We start from the raw sequence: 21,317 nt of genomic DNA, 5'->3' as shown, positions 1-21,317 counted from the left end.
ATCGTGACCTCTCAACCCCATCGTCTCACATCCGGCGGTCTCGTCGACCGTTCGGCGCCGCTGAATTTCAGGTTCGACGGCAAGAGCTTCTCCGGTTTCAAAGGCGACACGCTTGCCTCGGCACTGGTTGCCAACGGCGTCAAGCTGGTTGGCCGCTCGTTCAAGTACCATCGCCCGCGCGGCATCCTGACCGCGGGATCGGAAGAACCTAACGCGCTGGTGGAGCTGCGCAGCGGTGCACGGCGCGAGCCGAACACCAAGGCGACGACAGCGGAGCTCTATGAAGGGCTCGACGCCGCCAGCCAGAACCGCTGGCCGTCGCTCGCCTTCGACGTGATGTCGGTCAACCAGCTGTTCGCGCCGATCTTCGTCGCCGGCTTCTACTACAAGACCTTCATGTGGCCGGCGAAGTTCTGGGAAGCGATCTATGAGCCGGCGATCCGCCGCGCCGCGGGTCTCGGCCGTGCAGCCGGCATTGCCGACCCGGATCATTACGACAAGGCCTGGGCGCATTGCGACGTGCTGATCGCCGGGTCCGGCCCGACGGGCCTCGCAGCCGCCCTCGCAGCAGGCCGCAGCGGCGCCCGCGTCATCCTGTGCGAAGAGGACTTTGTTCCCGGCGGGCGCCTGCTTGCCGATGGCGGCATGATCGACGGCATGCCTGCCGACGAATGGATCGCGCGCACGCTCAGTGAGCTTGCCGCCATGCCTGATGTCCGCATCATGACGCGCACGACGCTGTTCGGCGTCTATGATGGCGGCACCTATGGCGCGATCGAGCGTGTCAGCGACCATCTGCCCTCGCCGCCGGAGCACCAGGTGCGCCAGCGGCTATGGCGGATCGTGGCCAAGCGCTGCGTCGTCGCGGCAGGCGCGCTCGAACGGCCAATCGTCTTTGCCGGCAACGACATGCCGGGCGTGATGATGGCGTCCGCCATGCGCAGTTATATCGCACGTTATGCCGCGGCACCGGCCAGACGCATCGCGCTGTTCACCAACAACGAGGACGGCTGGCGCACCGTCGAGGCAGCGCTCGGGGCGGGACTGCAGGTCGCCGCCGTGATCGACGCGCGCGCCGAAATCTCTTCCGAGCACCGCTCGCTTGCCAGCAAGGGCGGCTTTGCGGTTCTGCATGGCTCCGTCAGCGGCATCGATGGCGGCAAGAATGGCGTGCGCAAGATTTCCGTCTCACTCACCGGCGGCGCGCGTGCCGAAGTGGAAGCCGACGGGCTTGCCGTTTCCGGCGGCTGGAACCCGGCGGTCGGGCTCACCTCCTATCATCGCGGCCGGCCGAAATGGCGCGACGATATCGCCGCCTTCGTGCCCGACGGCGCGCCTCCGGGAATGGTCGCGGCTGGTGCCGCCAACGGCGCCTTCGGGCTTGGCGCCTGCTTGCGCGAAGGATTTGCGGCGGGCGCGGCTGCGGCACGTGATGCCGGACACGGCAATGGCTCAGGCTCCACGCCGGTGGCCGACGACGAAGCCTTTTCACTGGCGCCGCTTTGGCACGTTGCCGGCAAAGGCAAGGCTTTCGTCGACCAGCAGCATGATGTCACCGCATCGGATATCGAGCTGGCGCAGCGCGAAGGGTTCGAATCGGTCGAGCACCTGAAGCGCTACACCACGCTCGGCATGGCGACCGACCAGGGCAAGACCTCGAACGTCGCCGGCCTCGCCATCATGGCGGCGGTCACAGGTAAATCCATTCCCGAGACCGGCACGACAATCTACCGGCCTCCCTATGTGCCGGTCGCCATCGGCGCCTTCGCCGGCCATCATCGCGACGAGAATTTTCACGCCACGCGGCTGACGCCGTCGCATCACTGGGCCGCCGAACAGGGCGCGATCTTCGTCGACACCGGCCTGTGGAAGCGCGCGCAATGGTATCCCCGCGCTGGCGAGAAGGACTGGCTGGAATCGGTGACCCGCGAGGTCAAGGCGGTGCGCTCAGGCGTCGGCTTCTGCGATGTCTCGACGCTGGGCAAGATCGACGTGCATGGCGCGGACGCCGGCGCCTTCCTCGACCGCGTCTACATCAACACCTTCTCCGCTCTTGCGGTGGGAAAAGCGCGCTACGGGCTGATGCTGCGCGAGGACGGCATCGTCTATGATGACGGCACCACGTCGCGGCTGGCCGAGGACCACTATTTCCTCACCACCACCACGGCCAAGGCCGGGCTGGTGATGCAGCATCTCGAATTCTGCCGGCAGGTGCTGTTTCCGGAACTCGATGTGCAGTTAACCTCGGTCTCCGACCAGTGGGCGCAATTTTCCATTGCCGGACCCAAAACCCGCGACCTGTTGAAAGAGATCGTCGATCCCTCGGAAGACCTTTCCAACGAAGGATTCCCCTTCATGGGCGCGCGCGAAGTCGCGTTGCGCGGCGGCGTCAGGGCGCGGCTGTTCCGCATCTCGTTCTCAGGCGAAATGGCGTTCGAGATTTCGGTGCCGGCGCACTACGGCGAGGCGATGGCGCGCAATCTGATGATTGCGGGCAAGCCGTTCGGCGTGACGCCTTACGGCACCGAGGCACTCGGCGTCATGCGCATCGAAAAGGGTCACGTCGCGGGTCCGGAACTCAGCGGCACGACCACCGCGGCCGATCTTGGCCTCGGCAAGATGATGTCCACCAAGAAGGATTTCATCGGCCGCGTCATGGCCGGACGCGAAGCGCTGATCGCAGCGGATCGGCAGGTCGTCGTCGGCATCAAGCCGACCGACAAGGCCCGGCGCCTGCGTTCCGGCGCGCACATCATTCCGAAGGGGCAGACACCCGGGCCCGACAACGACCAGGGCTACGTCACCTCGGTTTGCTTTTCGCCGACATCAGACCAATGGATCGGGCTTGCACTTGTCGAGCGCGGCCGCGAGCGGTTCGGCGAGATCGTGCATGCGCACGATCCGCTACGCGGCGAGGATTACGATTTGGAACTGTGCAACCCTGTCTTCTATGACCCGGATGGAGGGCGCCAGCGTGGCTGAGTTTTCCTGGGAAACCCGCAGCCCTCTCCACCGCGCACTCGTCGCCGGTCCACACGGCGCGCGAGGCGACGCCGGCGTGACCCTGAGCGAGATCCGCAATTTCGACCTTGTTCAGGTGATGGCGCGGCGCGGCAAGACGGCCGAGATGGCGAGCGCCGCGAACGCGCATTTCGGCGTGACGGCGCCGGAAACACCGAAGACGGCCGCAGCAGCCGAAGCCACGCTCATCTGGTCGGGACCGGATCAGTTCTTCGTGCTGTCGAAAGGCAGACACACGGTGGAGTCGCTGGCCCCGGTTTTCGCGACCTCGGCTTCGCTCTCGGACCAGTCACATGCGCGGGTGTTGATCAGCATTTCCGGCAACAAGGCGCGCGCCCTGCTCGCCAAACTGTCGTCGATCGACCTGTATTCGGCGGCGTTCCCGGTCGGAGCCGCGGCAACCACCTCGATGGATCACACCAGCGTCACGCTGTGGCGTGGCAATGATGCGCCGGACGGACAGGCTGTTTTCACCGTTCTGGTGTTTTCGACCTTCGCCGAAAGCCTGTGGCACACTATGCTGGACTCGGCTGCCGAGTATGGTGTCGAGATCGGGCATTCGGAGGACTTGGCGTAGCACTGCGCTTCTTCCCCGCCTTGCCAAACTCCGCTCCGCTGCTATTCTTGCTGCTAAAATAATTTCACGCACAGGCAAACTTGTTTCTCGAACCGCAAGGCTGAGATGAGCCAGTCGCCCTACCCCACCGTGACAGCCGGACCGCCCAGGCCAAGCCTGATCCTGCGGCCTGGCCAGATCGCGCTGCCGGCCGGCATGGAGCGCTATACCGTACAGGGGAATGGCGCGGTGCTGATCGAGGTCGAGGCCGGCGATACGATCACGGTTCGCAACGTCGAGGGAGGCCAGGCCTGCGAGCTGCTGGCTTGGGACAGGTCAGGCGCCAGCGATCCCGGCATTCTCAGTGAAAAATCCAACAGCAATGCCGCCGGCATCAAGGCGCTGCTCACCGAGGGCGACGACAGTCTTTCGGCGGTGCGCCGCGGCCTCGAACGCCGCCAGGTTCAGCTTGGGCAGGCCGAGGCGGTGCGCGTGTTTGGCGGCATGACACCAGCCGGTACCGAGCAGGCATTCACAGTCGCGCGCGACGGCGCGATGCTGATCGCCGCACCCGGCGGTCCGATGCTGGTCGACGGGCACGACACAGCGACGCCGCTCAGCGTCGTCGTGCGGCGCAACACGATCCGCCTGAAAACGAAATCCCGGCTTGCCGATCCATTGGCCGATCCGATGCTCGATTTGCGCGTCCATTCGGCGACGGCGGAATCGTATTTCGTCAAGGCGGGCGACTATCTGCAGATCATCGATGTCGACGGGCGCCAGTGCACCGACTTCCAGTGTTTCTCGGCCCGCAAGCTGGACAAGGGGCTCGACCATCCGCTCGACGTCACGACCACGCGCACGCTGATGGGCGCGAGCTATCCGATGCCCGGCCTGCATTCGAAATATTACGACCAGGACATGGAACCGCTGGTTGAGGTGGTGCAGGACACATGCGGCCGGCACGATGCCTTCGCGCTCGCCTGCGCGGCGAAATATTATGACGACATCGGCTATCCCGGCCACACCAACTGCTCGGAGAACTTTAATCGCGCGCTGGACGGCAAGGGCGTCAATCCCCGCGCCGGCTGGATGGCGATCAACTTCTTCTTCAACACGGCGATCGACGCCCATGGGGTCATGGTGTCGGACGAGCCATGGTCGCGGGCCGGCGACTATGTTCTGCTCAAAGCGCTGACCGACATCGTCTGCGTCTCCTCGGCCTGCCCCGACGACACGACGCCGGCCAATGGCTGGGACCTGACCGACATCCACGTGCGGACCTATTCCGGCCAGCACAAATTCTCGCGAGCGATCGCCAGACGCATGACGCCTGATTCGGAACCGAAAATGACCCGCGAGACAGCTTTCCATTCGAGCTTTGCCAAACACACACGCGACTTCGTCGAGTACAGGGGCTATTGGCTGGCCAATTCGTTCGCCAGGGAAGGCGCTATCGCCGAATATTGGGCCTGCCGGCAGGATGCCGTGATCATGGACCTGTCGCCGCTGCGCAAGTTCGAAGTGACCGGCCCGGATGCCGAAGCGCTGCTGCAATATACGCTGACGCGTGACGTCAAGAAGCTCGGCGTCGGCCAGGTCGTCTACTCCGCCATGTGTTACGAACATGGCGGCATGATCGACGACGGCACGCTTCTGCGGCTCGGCAAGGACAATTTCCGCTGGGTTGGCGGCGACGATCTGTCCGGCGAATGGCTGCGCGAGACGGCGACAAAACTCGGCCTCAACGTGCTGGTGCGCTCGTCCACCGACCAGATGCACAACATCGCCGTGCAGGGACCAAAGAGCCGCGCCATCCTGAAGGAGGTGATCTGGACCTCGCCCGTGCAGCCATCGATCGAGGAACTCGAATGGTTCCGCTTCGCCGTCGCCAGGATCGGCGGCGGCAACGGCATCCCCGTCGTCGTCTCGCGCACCGGCTATACCGGCGAACTCGGCTACGAGATTTGGTGCCATCCGCGCGACGCGCAACAGGTCTTCGACGCGATCTGGGAGGCCGGCCAACCGCATGGGCTGAAGCCTATGGGCCTGCAGGCGCTCGACATGGTGCGCATCGAGGCCGGACTGATCTTCGCCGGTTACGAATTTTCCGACCAGACCGATCCGTTCGAGGCCGGTATCGGCTTCACCGTGCCGCTGAAGAGCAAGACCGACGATTTCATCGGCCGCGAGGCGTTGATCCGGCGCAAGGATCATCCGCAGACAAAGCTGGTCGGCCTCGACATCGACAGCAATGTCGCCGTCGGCCATGGCGACTGCGTCCATGTCGGCCGCGCCCAGATCGGCATCGTCACGTCGGGCATGCGCTCGCCGGTGCTGAGCAAGAACATCGCGCTGGCGCGGCTCGACGTCGCTCATGCCGCTGTCGGCACGGAGGTCGAGATCGGCAAGCTCGACGGCCACGCCAAGCGGCTGCCGGCTCGGGTCGTGGCCTTTGCCCATTACGATCCGCAAAAGACCAAACCACGTTCCTGACCTGCCCTTTTGGGACTCGCAAAGCGCCCGCCGGCCGCACCGCCGGACGCTTTGATGTTCGCGCGCGCAAGCGTGATGTGCATGGTTTCACAAATCGCTTGACGTGACGGCGCGCCGGATCAATCTTCACTCCTAAGAAAAAAATACGACTGAGTGGAAACACTGCGGCCGGAACGATCATTTGCCGGGGAGTAAGTTTCGCGTAGCCGAGGCATCACTGGCGGGGAACATCGAAAAAGGGGAACTCATCCACATGAGCACAATAAGTACGGTCCTGGACCAGCCTGCCGAAAGCAAGCTGCTCAGGCATATCGACTGGCGCGGCGCCTTCTGGGTGGCGAGTGGCGTTCCGGCGCTGGTCCTGTTCTCGATCGGCGGCATTGCCGGCACGACGGGAAAGCTGGCGTTCCTGATCTGGACGGTCTCCATGATCATGGGCTTCCTGCAATCCTTCACCTATGCCGAGATCGCCGGCCTGTTCCCGAACAAGTCCGGCGGTGCCTCGATCTACGGCGCCACGGCCTGGCTGCGCTACTCCAAGTTCATCGCGCCGCTGTCGGTGTGGTGCAACTGGTTCGCCTGGTCGCCGGTGCTGTCGCTCGGCTGCTCGATCGCCGCCGCCTATATCCTCAATGCACTGGCGCCGGTGCCGCTGTTCACCGAGGCCTCGCCCGATGTCGTCGCCTACATCGCCGCGCACGCCGGAACGGCGCCTGCCGACGCCATCACCGCAGTGACCGCCGCCGCGACGCCGGCGATCCGCAACTGGACGCTGTGGAGCCACACGCTAGGCCCGGTGTCCTTCACGCTCAATGCCACCTTCTTCATCGGCGCGGTGCTGATGCTGATCATCTTCTCGATCCAGCATCGCGGCATTCTGGGCACTGCCAGCGTGCAGAAATATATCGGACTGCTGGTCATTATCCCGATGCTGATCGTCGGCGTGGTGCCGATCTTCACCGGCCAGATCGACTGGTCGAACTTTTCGCCGCTGGTGCCGCTCGCCGCCGCCTATGCACCTGAGCCCGGCTCCTGGAACATCGCCGGCTGGACATTGGCGCTCGGCGGCATGTTCATCGCCGCATGGTCGACCTACGGGTTCGAAACCGCCGTCTGCTACACGTCGGAGTTCAAGAACCCGGGTACCGATACGTTCAAGGCCATCTTCTATTCCGGCCTGCTCTGCATGCTTTTGTTCATCCTGGTGCCCTTCACCTTCCAGGGCGTGCTGGGCTTGAACGGCATGCTGGCAACACCGATCGTCGACGGCTCCGGCGTGGCCGATGCGCTGGCCGGCATGGTCGGCGGAGGCAGGCTCATCCACAGTCTGCTGGTGATGCTGATGATCCTGGCGCTGGTGCTGTGCATCATGACGGCGATGGCCGGCTCGTCGCGCACGCTCTACCAGGGCTCGGTCGACGGCTGGCTGCCCCGTTATCTCAGCCACGTCAACGAGCACGGCGCGCCGACGCGGGCCATGTGGACCGATCTCTGCTTCAATCTGGTCGTGCTGGCGATCGCCTCGGCCGACGCGACGAGCTTCTTCTTCATCCTCGCCGTGTCGAACTGCGGCTACATCATCTTCAATTTCCTCAACCTCAATGCCGGCTGGATCCACCGCATCGACAACGGCCATATCGCACGGCCGTGGAAAGCACCGAGCTGGCTCTTGGGGATCGGGGCGATCTTCGCCTACGTCAACGCGATCTTCATGGGCGCAGGCGCCAAGGTGTGGAACCCGATGGCGCTGTGGGCCGGACTGATCACGGCGGCGCTGATCATCCCGGTGTTCTGCTTCCGCCACTACATCCAGGACAAGGGCAAATTCCCCGACCACATGCTGGCCGATCTCGGCATGGCGGGAGCCGACCTTTCGGTCAAGAAGGCGGGCATGCTGCCCTATCTGACGCTGGTCGCCGGCGTGGCGGTCATGCTCATCGCCAATTGGGTGTTCGTCATCTGATGGTCTGACTGCGGCCTAAATCATTGCATCAAGGAAAACCGGCCGGTCGCAAATCGACCGGCCGGTTTTTTATTCCGCCGCCAACGGCAGTTGCGGCCGTTCGATGCCTTCGATCTCCCCTGGCTCCGGCGCCTGCTGGTCGGTCTTCGCCTTCTTCGGCTCGCGGCCGAAGAAGAGCGCATAGCCCGCCGGCAGCACCAGGATGGTGAGCACGGTGGCGACCAGAATGCCGCCCATCATGGCATAGGCGAGCGGTCCCCAGAACACGCCGCGCGAGATCGGGATCAGTGCCAGCACCGCCGTCATCGCCGTCAGCACGATCGGCCTGAAGCGGCGCACGGCCGAGCCGACGATCGCTTCGGAACGGTCCATGCCCTTGGCAATGTCCTGGTCGATCTGGTCGACCAGGATGATCGAGTTGCGCATGATGATGCCGAGCAGGGCGATGACACCGAGGATGGCGACGAAGCCGAACGGTGCACCGCTGATCAGCAGAGCCGCGGCCGCGCCGATGATGCCGAGCGGGCCGGTGGCCAGCACCAGCATCGCCTTGCCGAAGTTCTGCAGCTGGATCATCAGGAGCACGACGATGATGGCCAGCATGATCGGCGCCTTGGCGGCGATCGAAGCCTGGCTTTCGGCTGAATCCTCCGCACCGCCCTGGATCTCGATCTTGTAACCGGGCGCCAGGCCGTCACGCAGGCCCTGCATGTCCTTGTACATCTTGGTGACGACGTCGTTGGACTGCACGCCGTCTGGCAATGTGGCGCGCACGCTGATCGTCGGCAGGCGGTCGCGCCGCCATTCGATGCCTTGCTCCAGCACAGGCACCACCTTGGCCACCTGCGACAGCGGCACGAAGCCGCCGAAATCGGTCGGGATATAGACCGAGTCGACCGACGACAGCAGGCTGCGGCTGGCATCCGGCTCGCGGGCGACGATCGACACCGTCTCCTCGCCGTCGCGGAAATCGTCAAGCGGCGCGCCGGACATCGTCGCCTGCAGCATCTGGCGGATGCGCTGCGAGGTGACGCCGAGCGCACGGGCACGATCCTGATCGATGACCAGCTTCATCGCCGGAACGGGCTCCAGCCAGTCGTCATGGACGGCGCCGAGCAGGGGATCCTGCCGGAACTTCGCCTTCACCTGGTCGGCGATGCGGCGCACCTCCTGGCGGTCCGGACCCATGACGCGCATCTGCACGGGCCATCCGGTCGGCGGTCCGAGGAACAGGCGGTCGACCTTGGCACGGATCGACGGGAAGTCTTCGGCCAGAACCGTGCGCAGCTTGACGATCAGCCGCTCGCGCGCCGGCTCGTCATTGGCCATGACCAGCATCTGGGCGAAGTTCGGGTTGCGCAATTGCTGGTCGAGCGGCAGGAAGAAGCGCGGGGCGCCCTCGCCGATATAAGTGGCGATGAAACGCTTGTCCTTGTCGTCCATCATCTTGGCTTCCAGGGCCTTGGACTGCGCCTCGACCTCCTTGATGCTGGTGCCTTCCGGCAGCCAGAGGTCGACAAGAATTTCGGGCCGCGACGATTGCGGGAAGAAATTCTGCGGGATGAACTGGAACGCCCAAAGGCTGGTGCCGAAAGTCGCCAGCGTCATCACCAAAACGATGATGCGATGGCGCACGGCCCAGCTGACCGTGGCACGCAGCCGACGATAGAAGCCTGTGTCGAAGGCATCGTGATGGCTGCCGGCATGCTTGCGCTGCTTTAGGATCATATAGCCGAGCCAGGGCGTGAAATAGACCGCCACGAACCACGACACGATCAGCGCGATGCCGACGACATAGAACAAGGTGCGCACATATTCGCCAGCCGTCGAAGCAGCGAACCCGACCGGTATGAAGCCGGCGGTGGTGATCAGTGTGCCGGTCAACATCGGGAAGGCGGTCGAGGAATAGGCGAAGCTCGCCGCCTCGATCTTGACCAGCCCCTCCTCGAGCTTGCGCTCCATCATCTCGACGACGATCATGGCATCATCGACAAGCAGGCCGAGCGCGATGATCAGCGCGCCCAGCGAAATGCGCTGCAGGTCGATGCCGATCTCGTACATGATGGCGAAGGTGGCGGCGAGCACCAGCGGTATGGCGATGGCGATGACCAGCCCCGAGCGCCAGCCGATCGACAGGAACGAGACGACGAGCACGATCAGTAGCGCTTCGCCAAGCGCATGCATGAATTCGCTGACGGCATCCGTGACGACGCCCGGCTGGTCGGAAATCTGGTCGACCGAAACGCCATAGGGCAACGCCTCCTCGAAGCGCTTGTAGGTCGCCTCGACATCCTTGCCGACATCGGTGACTTTAAAACCCTTGGCCATGACCACGCCAAGCTGCACGCTGTCGTGGCCATTGAAGCGGTATTTGCGCTGGAAGGGGTCCTCCAGGCCCGAAGTGACGGTGGCGATGTCGCCCAGCCGGGTGATCTGGCCGCCGGCGCGCAGGCGCAGTTCGCGGATGTCGGCCGCCTTGGCGACGTCGCCTTCGACCGAGATGCGCACCGAATTGACGCCGGTGTCGACGGAACCCGCGGGGTCGACGTTGTTCTGGCCCTTGATCGCGTTCTGCAGGTCGGTCAGCGTCAGGCCGCGTTCGGCCAGCGCCTTGGACGAGACATCGATATAGAGCTTTTCCGGCTGGTCGCCGATGATGACGGCCTTTTCGACGCCGGGCGTCGTCAAAAGCATATCGCGCGCCTGGATGGCGAACTTCTTCAATTCGGGAAAGGAGAAGCCGTCGCCGCTGATCGAATGCAGGGTGATAAACGTGTCGCCGAACTCGTCGTTGAAATACGGGCCGAGCAGGCCTTGCGGCAGGTCGCCCTGGATATCGCCGACTTTCTTGCGCACCTGATAGAAAGCATCCGTCACTTCGGCGGCGTTGGTGTCGCCCTTGATCTGGACGGTGATGATGGCGCTGCCGGCGCGGGTGAAGGAACGCACGAAATCGAGATGCGGCGTCTCCTGCAATTTGCGCTCGATCTTGTTGACGACCTGGTCCTCCATCTCCTGGATCGAGGAGCCCGGCCAGATCGCCTGCACGACCATGACGCGGAAGGTGAAGTCGGGATCCTCCTTCTGGCCCATGCGCATCAAGCCGAGCGCGCCGGCTATGATGATCAGCCCGAACAGGAAGCGCGCAATGGAGGGATGGCCGATGGCCCAACGCGACAGGTTGAAGGGACGCTTTTCTTCAGTGGGGGTCGTCATCGGAAGTGGTCCACTTTGCTTGGTTGCCGGCGCTTGGTGCTTCGAAAAAAGGGCTTCGAGGAAGCGCGCGCGGAACGAAATCATCTGCGTTCGATACTGGCTTCCGGGCGGCGTTGCTCTTCAAGCGGAGAGACACTCATCGCGGTGGGACGCGAGGATCGATGCGGGGGTACATCGGCCTTGACGTCTCGACCTTCGGGCACGCCGCCCGGAAACCTGCGGCCGCGGGAACGCGCGGCCGACCTGTCTGTCGTCAGCGCAACTGGCTGGCTTCGTCGCCCTCGGCCGAGGCGGACTGCTGTGCGGTGCCGCCGGGGAGTTTCACCTTCAGGTTCTCGGTCATGAACTGCGTACCGGCGGCGACCACGACGTCGCCCGGTTTCAATCCCTCCGCGACACGCACGCCGTTTGGGGCGAACTCGGCGACCTTGACGGGACGGGCATGCACGGTGTCGGCGCCACGATCGACCGTCCAGACGATCGACTGGCTGTCTTTCTCGGCGAGTGCACTGAGCGGGATGGACACGAGCTGCTTTTCGTTGGCCGCCGACGCCTCGATATTGGCGGTCATGCCGAGCAGCACGCGCGGGTCGTTGGGCAGGCTGACGCGGACGGCAAAGGTGCGCGACTGCGGATCGGCGCTGCCGGCGACCTCACGGACCTTGCCGTCAAGCTTCAGCCCATCGTCCGACCAGAAGCCCGCCTTGACGTCCTTGCCCGGCTTGAACTCGGCGATCTCCATTTCCGGAACCGCGATCAGCACTTCCTTTTCACCGTCGACCGCGACGGTGACCACGGGCGTGCCCGAGCCGACCACCTGGCCGACATCGGCGTTTACCGCCGTGACGATGCCATCCCTGTCGGCCTTGAGGTCGGTATAGCCGACCTGGTTCCTGGCCTGGGCAAGCGTAGAGCGGGCGGAGTCGCGCGTGGCGATTGCCTGGTCATAGGTCAGTGTCGCCTGTTCGAGCTGCGATTTCGGCGCGAAGTTCTTGGCGAAAAGCTGTTCGGCGCGCTTACGGGCGAGTTCGACCGTCTCGACCTGCCGTTCAGAGGCATCGAGTGCCGCCTGCGCGCTCTTGACCGACAGGTCATAGTCGGAGGGATCGATGCGGGCGAGCACGTCGCCAGGCGCCACGTGCTGGCCGATGTCGACGAGACGCTCGGTGATCTTGCCATTGACCCGGAAACCCAGCGTGCTCTCGGTGCGGGCGCGCACCGATCCGGAATAGGACAGCGTACGGGTGTCATGCGCCTGGGCGATCTCGACGACCTTCACCGGACGGATGATGTCCTTCACCTCGGCTTTTTCCTGTGAGCAGCCGGCAAGCCCAAGCGATGCGACGATCAGGCCGGCAGCTGGCAGCTTGCGAAGGATGGAACTGGGCAAAAACATTTCGGTACTCCCGACTGGAAGACGGACTGTCGACACCGGCACCGGCTGGCGACGGCTATTTCAAGGCTCTGATGGCGTAATCGATGAGGTCGTCGGGCATTGCCCGATTGGTCTTGGCGAGGCACTGCGCCACCATCTGCGGATGGCACAGGATGACGGTGGCGGCACCGAAGCAGCGCGATGCGGTCACCGGGTCCTGCTTCCTGAACTCGCCGGCCTCGATGCCCTCGCCGATCACCTCGGCGAAAAGATCGTGAATGCTGTCGACATGCTTGTCGATGACGCCCCAGTCCCGCTCGAGCGCGACGATGACCATCTCGTGGACCTTCTGGTCGTCGAGCATGACCTCCATCGTCAGCTTGTATTGTGCATGCACATAACGACGCAGCCGCTCCTCGGCGCTGATCGGCAGGTGCATGATCTCGTAAGCCATCTTGTAGCTGGCGCCGAGCATCCGGCCACATACGGCTTGGTGGATTTCGACCTTGGACGCAAAGAAACGATAGATGTTGGCCGGTGACATGCCGAGTTCGCGGGCGATGTCGGCGACATTGGTCTTGCCGTAGCCATAGTGCCGGAACAGGCGCTCGGCGCAATCGAGTATGCGCGTTACATTTTCCTGTCGGGCGATGTCGGCGACGATGTTGGCGGCTTCGGACATAGCTCTCTGTCAAATAACGAGTGACGAATTTCGATTTTCATCACTCGTAAATCTAAATGAGCGAGGTGTCAACGCGGATTCGGTGTACGCGTACGATAGGTGACAATTGGTGACATCCAGTAGACGTCAAAAGGCGCCCTCAGGATGCGGACCATTGAAAATATTCTCTCGAAAATCCCGGGGGCTTCAGGCGACCTTGGCCATTTCCCGCAGCCGGAACTTTTGGATCTTGCCGGTCGAGGTCTTCGGTATCTCGGCGAAGATCACCGCTTTCGGCACTTTGAAGCGGGCGAGCAGCGTCCGGCAGTGCTCGATGATCTCGGCCTCGCTCGCCTCCTTGCCCGGCTTCAGTTCCACATAGGCGACAGGCACCTCGCCCCATTTGTCGTCATGGCGCGCCACGACGCCGCAGGAGGCGACGGCAGGATGCTTGTAGAGCGCTTCCTCGACCTCGATCGAGGAAATGTTCTCGCCACCGGAGATGATGATGTCCTTGGAGCGGTCCTTGAGCTGGATATAGCCATCCGGGTGCATGACGCCGAGATCGCCCGAGTGGAACCAGCCGCCGGCGAAAGCCTCGTCAGTCGCCCTGCGGTTCTTCAGGTAACCCTTCATGACGATGTTGCCACGAAACATCACCTCGCCGATGGTCTCGCCGTCGGCGGGCGTCTCGGCCATGGTCTCGGGATCCATTACCGTAAGGCCTTCGAGCGCGGCATAGCGCACGCCCTGCCGTGCCTTCTTGCCCGCCCTCGCCCCTTTGTCGAGTGCGTCCCAGCCATTATGCCATTCGTTGACGACAGCGGGCCCATAGGTCTCTGTCAGGCCGTAGAGGTGGGTGACGGCAAAGCCGGCATCGGCCATGCCCGACAGCACGGCTTCGGGCGGCGGGGCGGCCGCCGTGTTGAAGGTGACGGTTTGCGCAAATGCGCGCTTGTCCTCGTCCTTGGCGTTGATCAGCACCGACATAACCACCGGCGCCCCGCACAGATGGGTGACGCCATGATCGGCGATAGCGTCATAAATGGGCTTCGGTCGCACCCAGCGCAGGCAGACATGCGTGCCGGCCTGGACGGCGAGCGTCCAGGGAAAACACCAGCCATTGCAGTGGAACATCGGCAAGGTCCAGAGATAGACCGCGTGTTTGGCCATGCCGGCATGGATGGTGTTGGTGTAGGCCATCAGCGCAGCACCTCGGTGATGGTAGACGACGCCCTTGGGATTGCCTGTCGTGCCCGAAGTATAATTGAGCGAGATCGCATCCCATTCGTCGTTCGGCATCGACCAGGCGAACGCCTCGTCGCCATTGGCGACAAAGGCCTCATAGTCCACCGTGCCGACCCTCTCGCCTTTCGGATAGGGCGCGTCGGTGGCGTATTCGGGATCGTCGTAGTCGATGACCAGCGGTTTGACCACGGCCAGATCGAGCGCTTCCCGCACCACGCCGGAAAACTCGCGATCGACGATCAGCACCTTGGTCTCGGCATGGTCGAGTTGGAAGGCGATGACGGCGGCGTCGAGACGCGTGTTGAGCGAGTGCAGCACCGCCTTGGTCATCGGCACGCCGAAATGCGCTTCCAGCATCGGCGGCGTGTTCGACAGCATGACCGTCACCGTGTCGCCCTTGCCGATGCCATGCTTGTGCAGGGCCGAGGCGACCTTCAACGAACGGCGCCAGAAATCGCGGTAGCTGATGCGCTGGCTGCCATGGATGATGGCGACATGGTCGGGATAGGTTCTTGCAGCGCGCTCCAGATAGGTGAGCGGCGTCAGCGGCTGGTGATTGGCCGCGTTCCTGTCGAGATCCTGTTCGTAGGGATTGGCCATCCCATTCTCCCCAAAGTCTTTTCGAGCTTTCTAACCTTACGCTCGTCGTCACGCTATCCCCCTGATGGGCCGAGAATGCTATCCTGCACCGACTTGCTAGAATGGGGATCTGTGCCGCGCCGGCAGGAAATCTCTTCCTGTTTATCCAAATTTGACTTTTGTCGAGAGCCGTGACTAATGTCAGCCAAGGAGGCGGCATGGCGATCCGACCGGCAGAACAGCTCATCCACAAGGCGGCCTGGCTTTACTATGCCCATGGGCTTCGCCAGGACGAAGTGGCCAATCAACTCAACATTTCGCGCGCCTCCGTCGCCATGTATCTGCGCAAGGCGCGCGAGACAGGCATCGTCAACATCTCGACCTCGACGCAGCTCTTCACGGACGACGTCATGGCGCGCAGGCTGGAAGACGCCCTGAAGCTCGACGCCGTCTGGATCGCGCCTGAGAACGCCTATCTCGCCGACCCCTCGACCGATATCGCGGTGCTGGCGGCAAGCGTTTTCCTGGAACTCGTCGGGAAAGGCGACCGCATCGGCGTCGCCTGGGGCCGCACCGTCTACACCATCGCCGACATCATGTCCTATGCCGACCTGCAGGACGTCACCGTGGTGCAGCTCTGCGGCAATCTCGGCGCACCCTATTCCTACCGGCCCGATCAATGCACTATGGAAATCGCGCGCCGGCTCAATGCCAAGGGCCTCAACTTCTACGCGCCCCTGGTGCTGTCGACCGAGGAACTGGCGCAAGGCCTGCGCGCCGAACCTGTGATCCGCGACCAGCTTGCCGGGATCAGCGACTGCGATCTTGCGCTCTACTCCATCGGCGCGGTCGATGCCGACAGCCATCTGGTGAAGTGCGGCGCGCTGACGGCAGCCGAGATGGCGGCGCTGCGCAGGGAAGGTGCCGCGGGTGTCATTGCCGGGCAGATCATCGATGCCCGTGGCGAGTTGCTCGACTGCAGCTACAACCGGCGGGTCATCTCGGCGGGGCTTGCTTCACTGCGCGTCATCGGTAAGCGGCTGATGGTCGTGCAGGAAGACAGCAAGTTCGAGCCGCTGCTCGCCGCGATCGCCGGCGGCCTCTGCACGCATCTGGTGGTCGGCGCGCATATGGCGCAGCGGCTGCTCGATCATGCCGGAACGTCAGCAGAAAAGGCGTCCTGAAAACCAATCCTTTGCCGACGCATTTGTCATCAAGGCGTCGCGGCATTCCTGTTCACCATCAAAGACAGCAACTGGACGAAGCGAACATGAAGAATCTGTGGAACGACGACGTGGCCGAACAACTCGTTGCCGACTATGCGAAGAAGGGCGTCGGCCGCGATCTGGCGTTGCGTGTCTACACGACGCGGCTTCTGGGCGGCGTGCCGCAAGTGGTCCTGCATGGCGGCGGCAACACCTCCTGCAAGATCAAGGCGACCGATCTCGTCGGTGACGAATGGGACGTGCTGTGCGTCAAGGGCAGCGGCTGGGATATGGCGGTCATCGAGCCGCAGGGCCTGCCGGCGGTCAAGATGGGCGCCCTGCTCAAGGCGCGCAAGCTGGACAGGCTTTCCGACGAGGACATGGTCGCATTGCAGCGGGCCAACCTGATCGACCCCGCCTCGCCCAACCCTTCGGTCGAGACGCTGCTGCATGCCTTCCTGCCGCACAAGTTCGTCGACCACACCCACTCGACCGCTATCCTGGCTATCGTCGACCAGGAAGACAGCAAGCCGCTGGTGGCAAAGGTGTTCGGAGCAAAAATGGGCTATGTGCCCTACATCATGCCGGGCTTCGATCTCGCCAAGGCGGCGGCCGATGTCTTCGACGCCGACCCGACGGTAGAAGGCCTGATCCTCGACAAGCACGGCATCTTCACTTTCGGCGAGGATGCCAGGCAGGCCTATGACCGGATGATCCACTATGTGAACGTCGCCGAGGATTATGTGGCCGAGCATGCCAAGCCGAAGGCTGCAAAGACAGCGCTGCCGGCAAGACTAGCGTCACCAGCGGCGATCGCGCCCATGCTGCGCGGCGCTGTAGCGGCCCCACGCGGCGAAGGCCGCTTCGACCGCATGATCTCTGACTTCCGCACCTCGGACGCGATTGTCGATTTCATCAATTCCGCAGAGATCGCCGACTATGCCGGACGTGGCGTGTCGACGCCGGATCTGTCGATCCGGATCAAGACCGGACCGTTGGCCGTGCCAGCGCCCGATGCCGACAAGATCGGCGACTACAAGGCCGTAATCCGGAACCACGTCGACGCTTTCGCCAAGGATTACCGCGCCTATTTCGAGACCAATGACGCGCTCGACGACGTCAAGCGCACCATGCTCGATCCGATGCCCCGGCTGACGCTGGTGCCGGGGCTCGGCATGTTCGGCCATGGCCGCACGCTGAAGGATGCCAGGATCGCCTCGGACGTTGGCGAGATGTGGATCGAGGCCGTGCGCGGCGCCGAGGCCGTCGGGCGTTTCCACCCGCTATCCAAGGCCGACCTGTTCCCGCTCGAATACTGGTCGCTGGAACAGGCCAAGCTCGCCTCCAACAAGCCGAAGCCGCTGACCGGCCAGGTGGTGCTGATCACCGGCGGCGCCGGTGCGATTGGTGCGGCGACCGCAAAACTGTTCGCCGACAATGGCGCTCATGCCGTCGTCGTCGATCTCGACGCCGAAAAGGCCGCCGATGCCGCCAGTAAAGCCGGCAACAATTCGATTGGCGTCGGCGCCGACATCACCGACCCGGACCAGATGCGTGCCGCCTTCGACAAGGCGGTCGCCGTCTTCGGCGGCGTCGACATATTGGTGTCCAATGCGGGTGCTGCCTGGGAAGGCCGCATCGGCGAGCTTGACGATACGCTGCTGCGCAAGAGCTTCGAGCTCAATTTCTTCGCTCACCAGTCGGCGGCGCAGAACGCCGTGCGCATCATGCTGGAACAAGGTACAGGTGGGGCGCTGTTGTTCAACACCTCCAAGCAGGCGGTCAATCCGGGTCCGAAATTCGGCGCCTATGGCGTGCCGAAAGCGGCGACGCTATTCCTGTCAAGGCAATACGCGCTCGACTACGGCGCCCATGGCATCCGTTCCAACGCCGTCAACGCCGACCGCATCCGCTCCGGGCTTTTGACCGACGCCATGATCGCCAGCCGCTCGGGCGCACGCGGCGTGTCGGAGAAGGAATACATGTCCGGCAATCTGCTCGGCCAGGAAGTGACCGCGCAGGACGTGGCGCAGGCCTTCCTGCACCATGCCCTGGCCGACCGGACGACCGCCGATGTGACGACGGTCGACGGCGGCAATATCGCGGCGGCGCTGCGATAAGGCAATCTCTGCTATCCTTTTAGCGCCAGGCAGGATCGAGACGAAGACTAGTAAACATTGTTAGTCCTTGTGAGGTGCGCTATATATAGTCGGTATGAAAGCTGAACCTATGCGCACCCTGACCATATCGCTTACGCCGCAACAGGTCGCCCGCCTGCAGAGCGCCGTCGAGGGCGGAGGATACGCCTCGAACAGTGAAATCGTCCGCGAAGCCTTGCGCCTTTGGGAGCAGCGCGAGCAATTGCGTGCCCTGGAACTGGATCAGTTGAAACGGGCCTACGCCGACGGCATGGCCAGCGGCAACCCAGTCGAAGTCGAACCCGTCGAGTTCATTCGGGGCCTGAATGCAGAACGCCGCGCTGGTGGCTAAATACAGGCTTACTCCGCGCGCCTCGCAGGATTTGCGCGACATCTGGCACACCATCGCAATCGACAATGAAAAGGCAGCCGATAAGCTGCTGATGCGCATTTTCGACAAGATGGAACTGGCGGCAGGGCATCCCAAGATGGGTTGGGCCCGGCCGGAATTGAGCGCGACGGCCCGCGTGCTCATCGAAGGCCGCTATATCGTCATCTATGAACCACAGCCGGACGGTGTACTGGTCGTAGCGATCGTTCATGGAATGCGCGATCCGGAACACTGGTTGTAACCGGAAGGCTGAACATCGATACGAAAGGGCGGTTCATAGCCGCCCTTTCGCTTTCCTATTGGTGCCGAAGCTACTTCGCGTTCGGGTTCGGCATCCATGCCGGCATGGCGACATCGGCATGGGCGAACTGCGGCAGCTTGGCCGACAGGTCTTCCATGTTCTTGATGTCCTTGTCGATCAGCTCCTTCTGGGTGATCAGCGTCGGCGGCACGATGACGTTGTGGCCGGGATCTTCGCCGGCGAGCAGTTGCGCCAGGGCGCGCACCGAGACCTGGCCGACGACGGCCGGGTTGGTCGCCGCGGTAGCCGCCCAGGCACTGTCGGGTTCGCGCATCGCAGCGATGTCGGATGTCGAAATGTCGGCCGAATAGATCTTGATCTTCTTGTTCAGGCCGGCTTCGTCGACGGCGATCTTCACGCCCTTGGCGAACTCGTCATAGGGCGCGAACATCACGTTGATGTCGGGGTGCGCCGACAGCACCGAGCGCGCCTGGTTGGCGACGGAGTTGGCGATCGGATTGTCGAGCGTGCCGAACATGGCGGCTTCCTTTATGCCGGCATATTTTTTCTTGACGTCGACCCAGGTCTCGTTGCGGCGGTCGAGCGGCGCGATGCCGGCGACATAGACATAGCCGGCGTTCCAGCTTTCGCCATTGTCCTTGACTGCCTGTTCGAGCGCCAGCCGTGCCAGGTCTTTGTCCGACTGTTCGATCTGCGGGATCTTGGGGTTTTCGACATTGACGTCGAATGCCACCACCTTGATGCCGGCGTCGACGGCGCGCTGGGCGGCGTCCTTCATCGATTCCGTCAGGCCGTGCTGGATAATGATGCCCTGCACGCCGAGCGCGATGGCCTGGTCGACCATGTCGGATTGAAGGGCGGCGTCCTGGCGGCTGTCGAGCACGCGCAGGTCGATACCGAGCGCCTTCGACTGCGCCTCGACGCCCGACAGATACGCCTGGAAGAAGTCGCCGGTCGAGAGATAGCGAACCAGTGCGATCTTGACGCCGGGTTTGTCGAACGGCGCCGGCTTGTCGGCGGCAAATGCCCCCTGCATCAGCATGGTTGCGCCGGCGAGCCCGAGCGCCACTTTCCCCAGAAGTCTTCTAGTGATGTTCACCTTGTTTTCCTCCACTTTTGTTGAACCCAAATCCTATCTGGCCGAATGCTAGTTCCTGCCCCTGCCCGAAAGGGCAAAGGTGAAGACAAGGGCGACGACCAGAACCACGCCCTTGACGAAATCCTGCGTGTAGTAAGGCGCGTTCATCATTGTCAGGCCTTGCAGCAAGATGCCGACGAACAGCGCGCCGATGGCGGTGCCAAAGGCGTTCGGCTTGGCGGCGCCGAGCACCGCGTAGCCGATCAGCGCCGCGGCAACCGCATCGAGCAGCAGATTATTACCCGAGGCGATGTCGCCGCGTCCAAGCCGGGCCGCGAGCAAAATGCCGCCGATCGAGGCAAAAACGCCTGAAATAACGTAGGCCCAGATCTTGTATGCCTTGACAGGCGCGCCAGCGAGTTCGGCGGCGCGCTCATTGCTGCCGACCGCATACATCATGCGGCCGAAGCGGGTGTATTCGAGGAAGAACCAGATCAGCACGGCCAGCGCCAGAAGCACGACGACCGAGACCGGGATGAGGTTTGGGATGAAGAAGTCGAAGCGGTGGCGGCCGAGCGCCAGGAAGGCATCGGAGAACTTGCCGCTGGCGACCGAGCCATCGGGCATGGTCATGCCGGTGGCGATCGAGCGGCCTTCCGTGGGGATGCGCTGCAGGCCGACCAGCAGGAACATCATCCCGAGCGTCGCCAGCAGATCGGGTACACGCATGTAGACGATCAGCCAGCCATTGATCAGGCCGACAATGGCGCCAATCAACAGGCAGACGATGACCGCCACGAACGCGTTTTGCTCCAGCACCACCATCACATAGGCCGCAGCCATCATGGCAGAGGTTGCGACCGAACCGATCGACAGGTCGAAGCCGCCGACGACAAGCGTGGCGGTAACACCGAGCGCCAGCACACCGGTGATGGCGACAGACTGGAAGATGAAGACGGCACTTTGCGGCGAAACGAACCCGTCGGCGGCGATCGCGAAATAGGCGACCAATCCGAACAGCAGCACGATGAACCCATAGCGGATGGCGTAGTCGCGCAGCGTCATTCGGCGCACCCCGGCGCCGCTGCCCCATTTACCCAACTCGCAGCCATGGTCTCTCCATTCCAA

14 protein-coding genes are annotated in these 21,317 nt (G+C 63.3%); 8 read left to right on the top strand and 6 right to left on the bottom strand.

Annotation, left to right across the window (positions count from 1 at the left end; translation table 11 throughout):
* Window positions 1-3: 3 nt before the first annotated feature.
* The 4 genes from FJ543_RS25425 to FJ543_RS25410 all read left to right on the top strand — a co-directional run bounded on the left by FJ543_RS25425 (window position 4) and on the right by FJ543_RS25410 (window position 8,036).
* Entirely contained in the window at window positions 4-2,982 is a 2,979-nt protein-coding gene (locus FJ543_RS25425; RefSeq protein WP_181174083.1) for a sarcosine oxidase subunit alpha, read from the top strand.
* Complete coding sequence (locus FJ543_RS25420; RefSeq protein ID WP_140878185.1) at window positions 2,975-3,598, top strand: sarcosine oxidase subunit gamma family protein; 624 nt, start codon at window positions 2,975-2,977, stop codon at window positions 3,596-3,598. The genes FJ543_RS25425 and FJ543_RS25420 overlap by 8 nt, the downstream gene beginning before the upstream one ends.
* Window positions 3,599-3,703: 105 nt before the next feature.
* Window positions 3,704-6,073 (top strand): aminomethyltransferase family protein, encoded by a 2,370-nt coding sequence (locus FJ543_RS25415; RefSeq protein ID WP_140878038.1) that lies wholly within the window; start codon window positions 3,704-3,706, stop codon window positions 6,071-6,073.
* A gap of 253 nt (window positions 6,074-6,326) precedes the next feature.
* On the top strand, window positions 6,327-8,036 hold the full coding sequence (locus tag FJ543_RS25410) for an APC family permease (protein WP_015318922.1): 1,710 nt from the start codon (window positions 6,327-6,329) through the stop codon (window positions 8,034-8,036).
* Between the two features lie 69 nt (window positions 8,037-8,105).
* Here FJ543_RS25410 and FJ543_RS25405 read toward each other — a convergent pair whose 3' ends face one another.
* The 4 genes from FJ543_RS25405 to FJ543_RS25390 form a co-directional block, all read right to left on the bottom strand.
* Window positions 8,106-11,252, bottom strand: a complete 3,147-nt coding sequence (locus FJ543_RS25405) for an efflux RND transporter permease subunit (RefSeq protein ID WP_140878036.1) — start codon at window positions 11,250-11,252, stop codon at window positions 8,106-8,108.
* 253 nt (window positions 11,253-11,505) lie between these two features.
* Window positions 11,506-12,648 carry an efflux RND transporter periplasmic adaptor subunit gene (locus tag FJ543_RS25400; protein WP_140724636.1) on the bottom strand — a complete coding sequence of 381 codons (1,143 nt, stop codon included), beginning with the start codon at window positions 12,646-12,648 and terminating at the stop codon, window positions 11,506-11,508.
* Window positions 12,649-12,703: 55 nt separating this feature from the next.
* Complete coding sequence (locus FJ543_RS25395; protein ID WP_140715134.1) at window positions 12,704-13,309, bottom strand: TetR family transcriptional regulator; 606 nt, start codon at window positions 13,307-13,309, stop codon at window positions 12,704-12,706.
* Between the two features lie 186 nt (window positions 13,310-13,495).
* Complete coding sequence (locus FJ543_RS25390; protein ID WP_140878034.1) at window positions 13,496-15,136, bottom strand: acyl-CoA synthetase; 1,641 nt, start codon at window positions 15,134-15,136, stop codon at window positions 13,496-13,498.
* A gap of 197 nt (window positions 15,137-15,333) precedes the next feature.
* On the opposite strand from FJ543_RS25390, the gene FJ543_RS25385 reads away from it, so the two are divergent.
* From FJ543_RS25385 to FJ543_RS25370, 4 genes are all read left to right on the top strand, one after another.
* Window positions 15,334-16,299, top strand: a complete 966-nt coding sequence (locus FJ543_RS25385; RefSeq protein WP_140715138.1) for a sugar-binding transcriptional regulator — start codon at window positions 15,334-15,336, stop codon at window positions 16,297-16,299.
* An 86-nt stretch (window positions 16,300-16,385) separates the two neighbouring features.
* Window positions 16,386-18,440, top strand: coding sequence for a bifunctional aldolase/short-chain dehydrogenase (locus tag FJ543_RS25380; protein WP_140878032.1), 2,055 nt, complete (start codon window positions 16,386-16,388; stop codon window positions 18,438-18,440).
* Between the two features lie 109 nt (window positions 18,441-18,549).
* A complete protein-coding gene (locus tag FJ543_RS25375; RefSeq protein WP_181171256.1) occupies window positions 18,550-18,810 on the top strand; it encodes a type II toxin-antitoxin system ParD family antitoxin in 261 nt (86 codons plus the stop codon).
* Complete coding sequence (locus FJ543_RS25370; RefSeq protein WP_224622715.1) at window positions 18,785-19,090, top strand: type II toxin-antitoxin system RelE/ParE family toxin; 306 nt, start codon at window positions 18,785-18,787, stop codon at window positions 19,088-19,090. The genes FJ543_RS25375 and FJ543_RS25370 overlap by 26 nt, the downstream gene beginning before the upstream one ends.
* Window positions 19,091-19,160: 70 nt before the next feature.
* Here the strand turns inward: FJ543_RS25370 and FJ543_RS25365 are convergent, their stop codons facing one another.
* Together FJ543_RS25365 and FJ543_RS25360 are read right to left on the bottom strand one after the other, a co-directional pair.
* A complete protein-coding gene (locus FJ543_RS25365; protein WP_140661484.1) occupies window positions 19,161-20,210 on the bottom strand; it encodes a substrate-binding domain-containing protein in 1,050 nt (349 codons plus the stop codon).
* A gap of 48 nt (window positions 20,211-20,258) precedes the next feature.
* Window positions 20,259-21,254 carry an ABC transporter permease gene (locus tag FJ543_RS25360; protein ID WP_140715142.1) on the bottom strand — a complete coding sequence of 332 codons (996 nt, stop codon included), beginning with the start codon at window positions 21,252-21,254 and terminating at the stop codon, window positions 20,259-20,261.
* Window positions 21,255-21,317: the final 63 nt, after the last annotated feature.

Origin of the sequence: Mesorhizobium sp. B2-5-7, assembly GCF_006440875.1 — a bacterium.
GTDB lineage: Bacteria > Pseudomonadota > Alphaproteobacteria > Rhizobiales > Rhizobiaceae > Mesorhizobium > Mesorhizobium australicum.
This window is presented reverse-complemented; position numbering and strand designations above follow the sequence as displayed.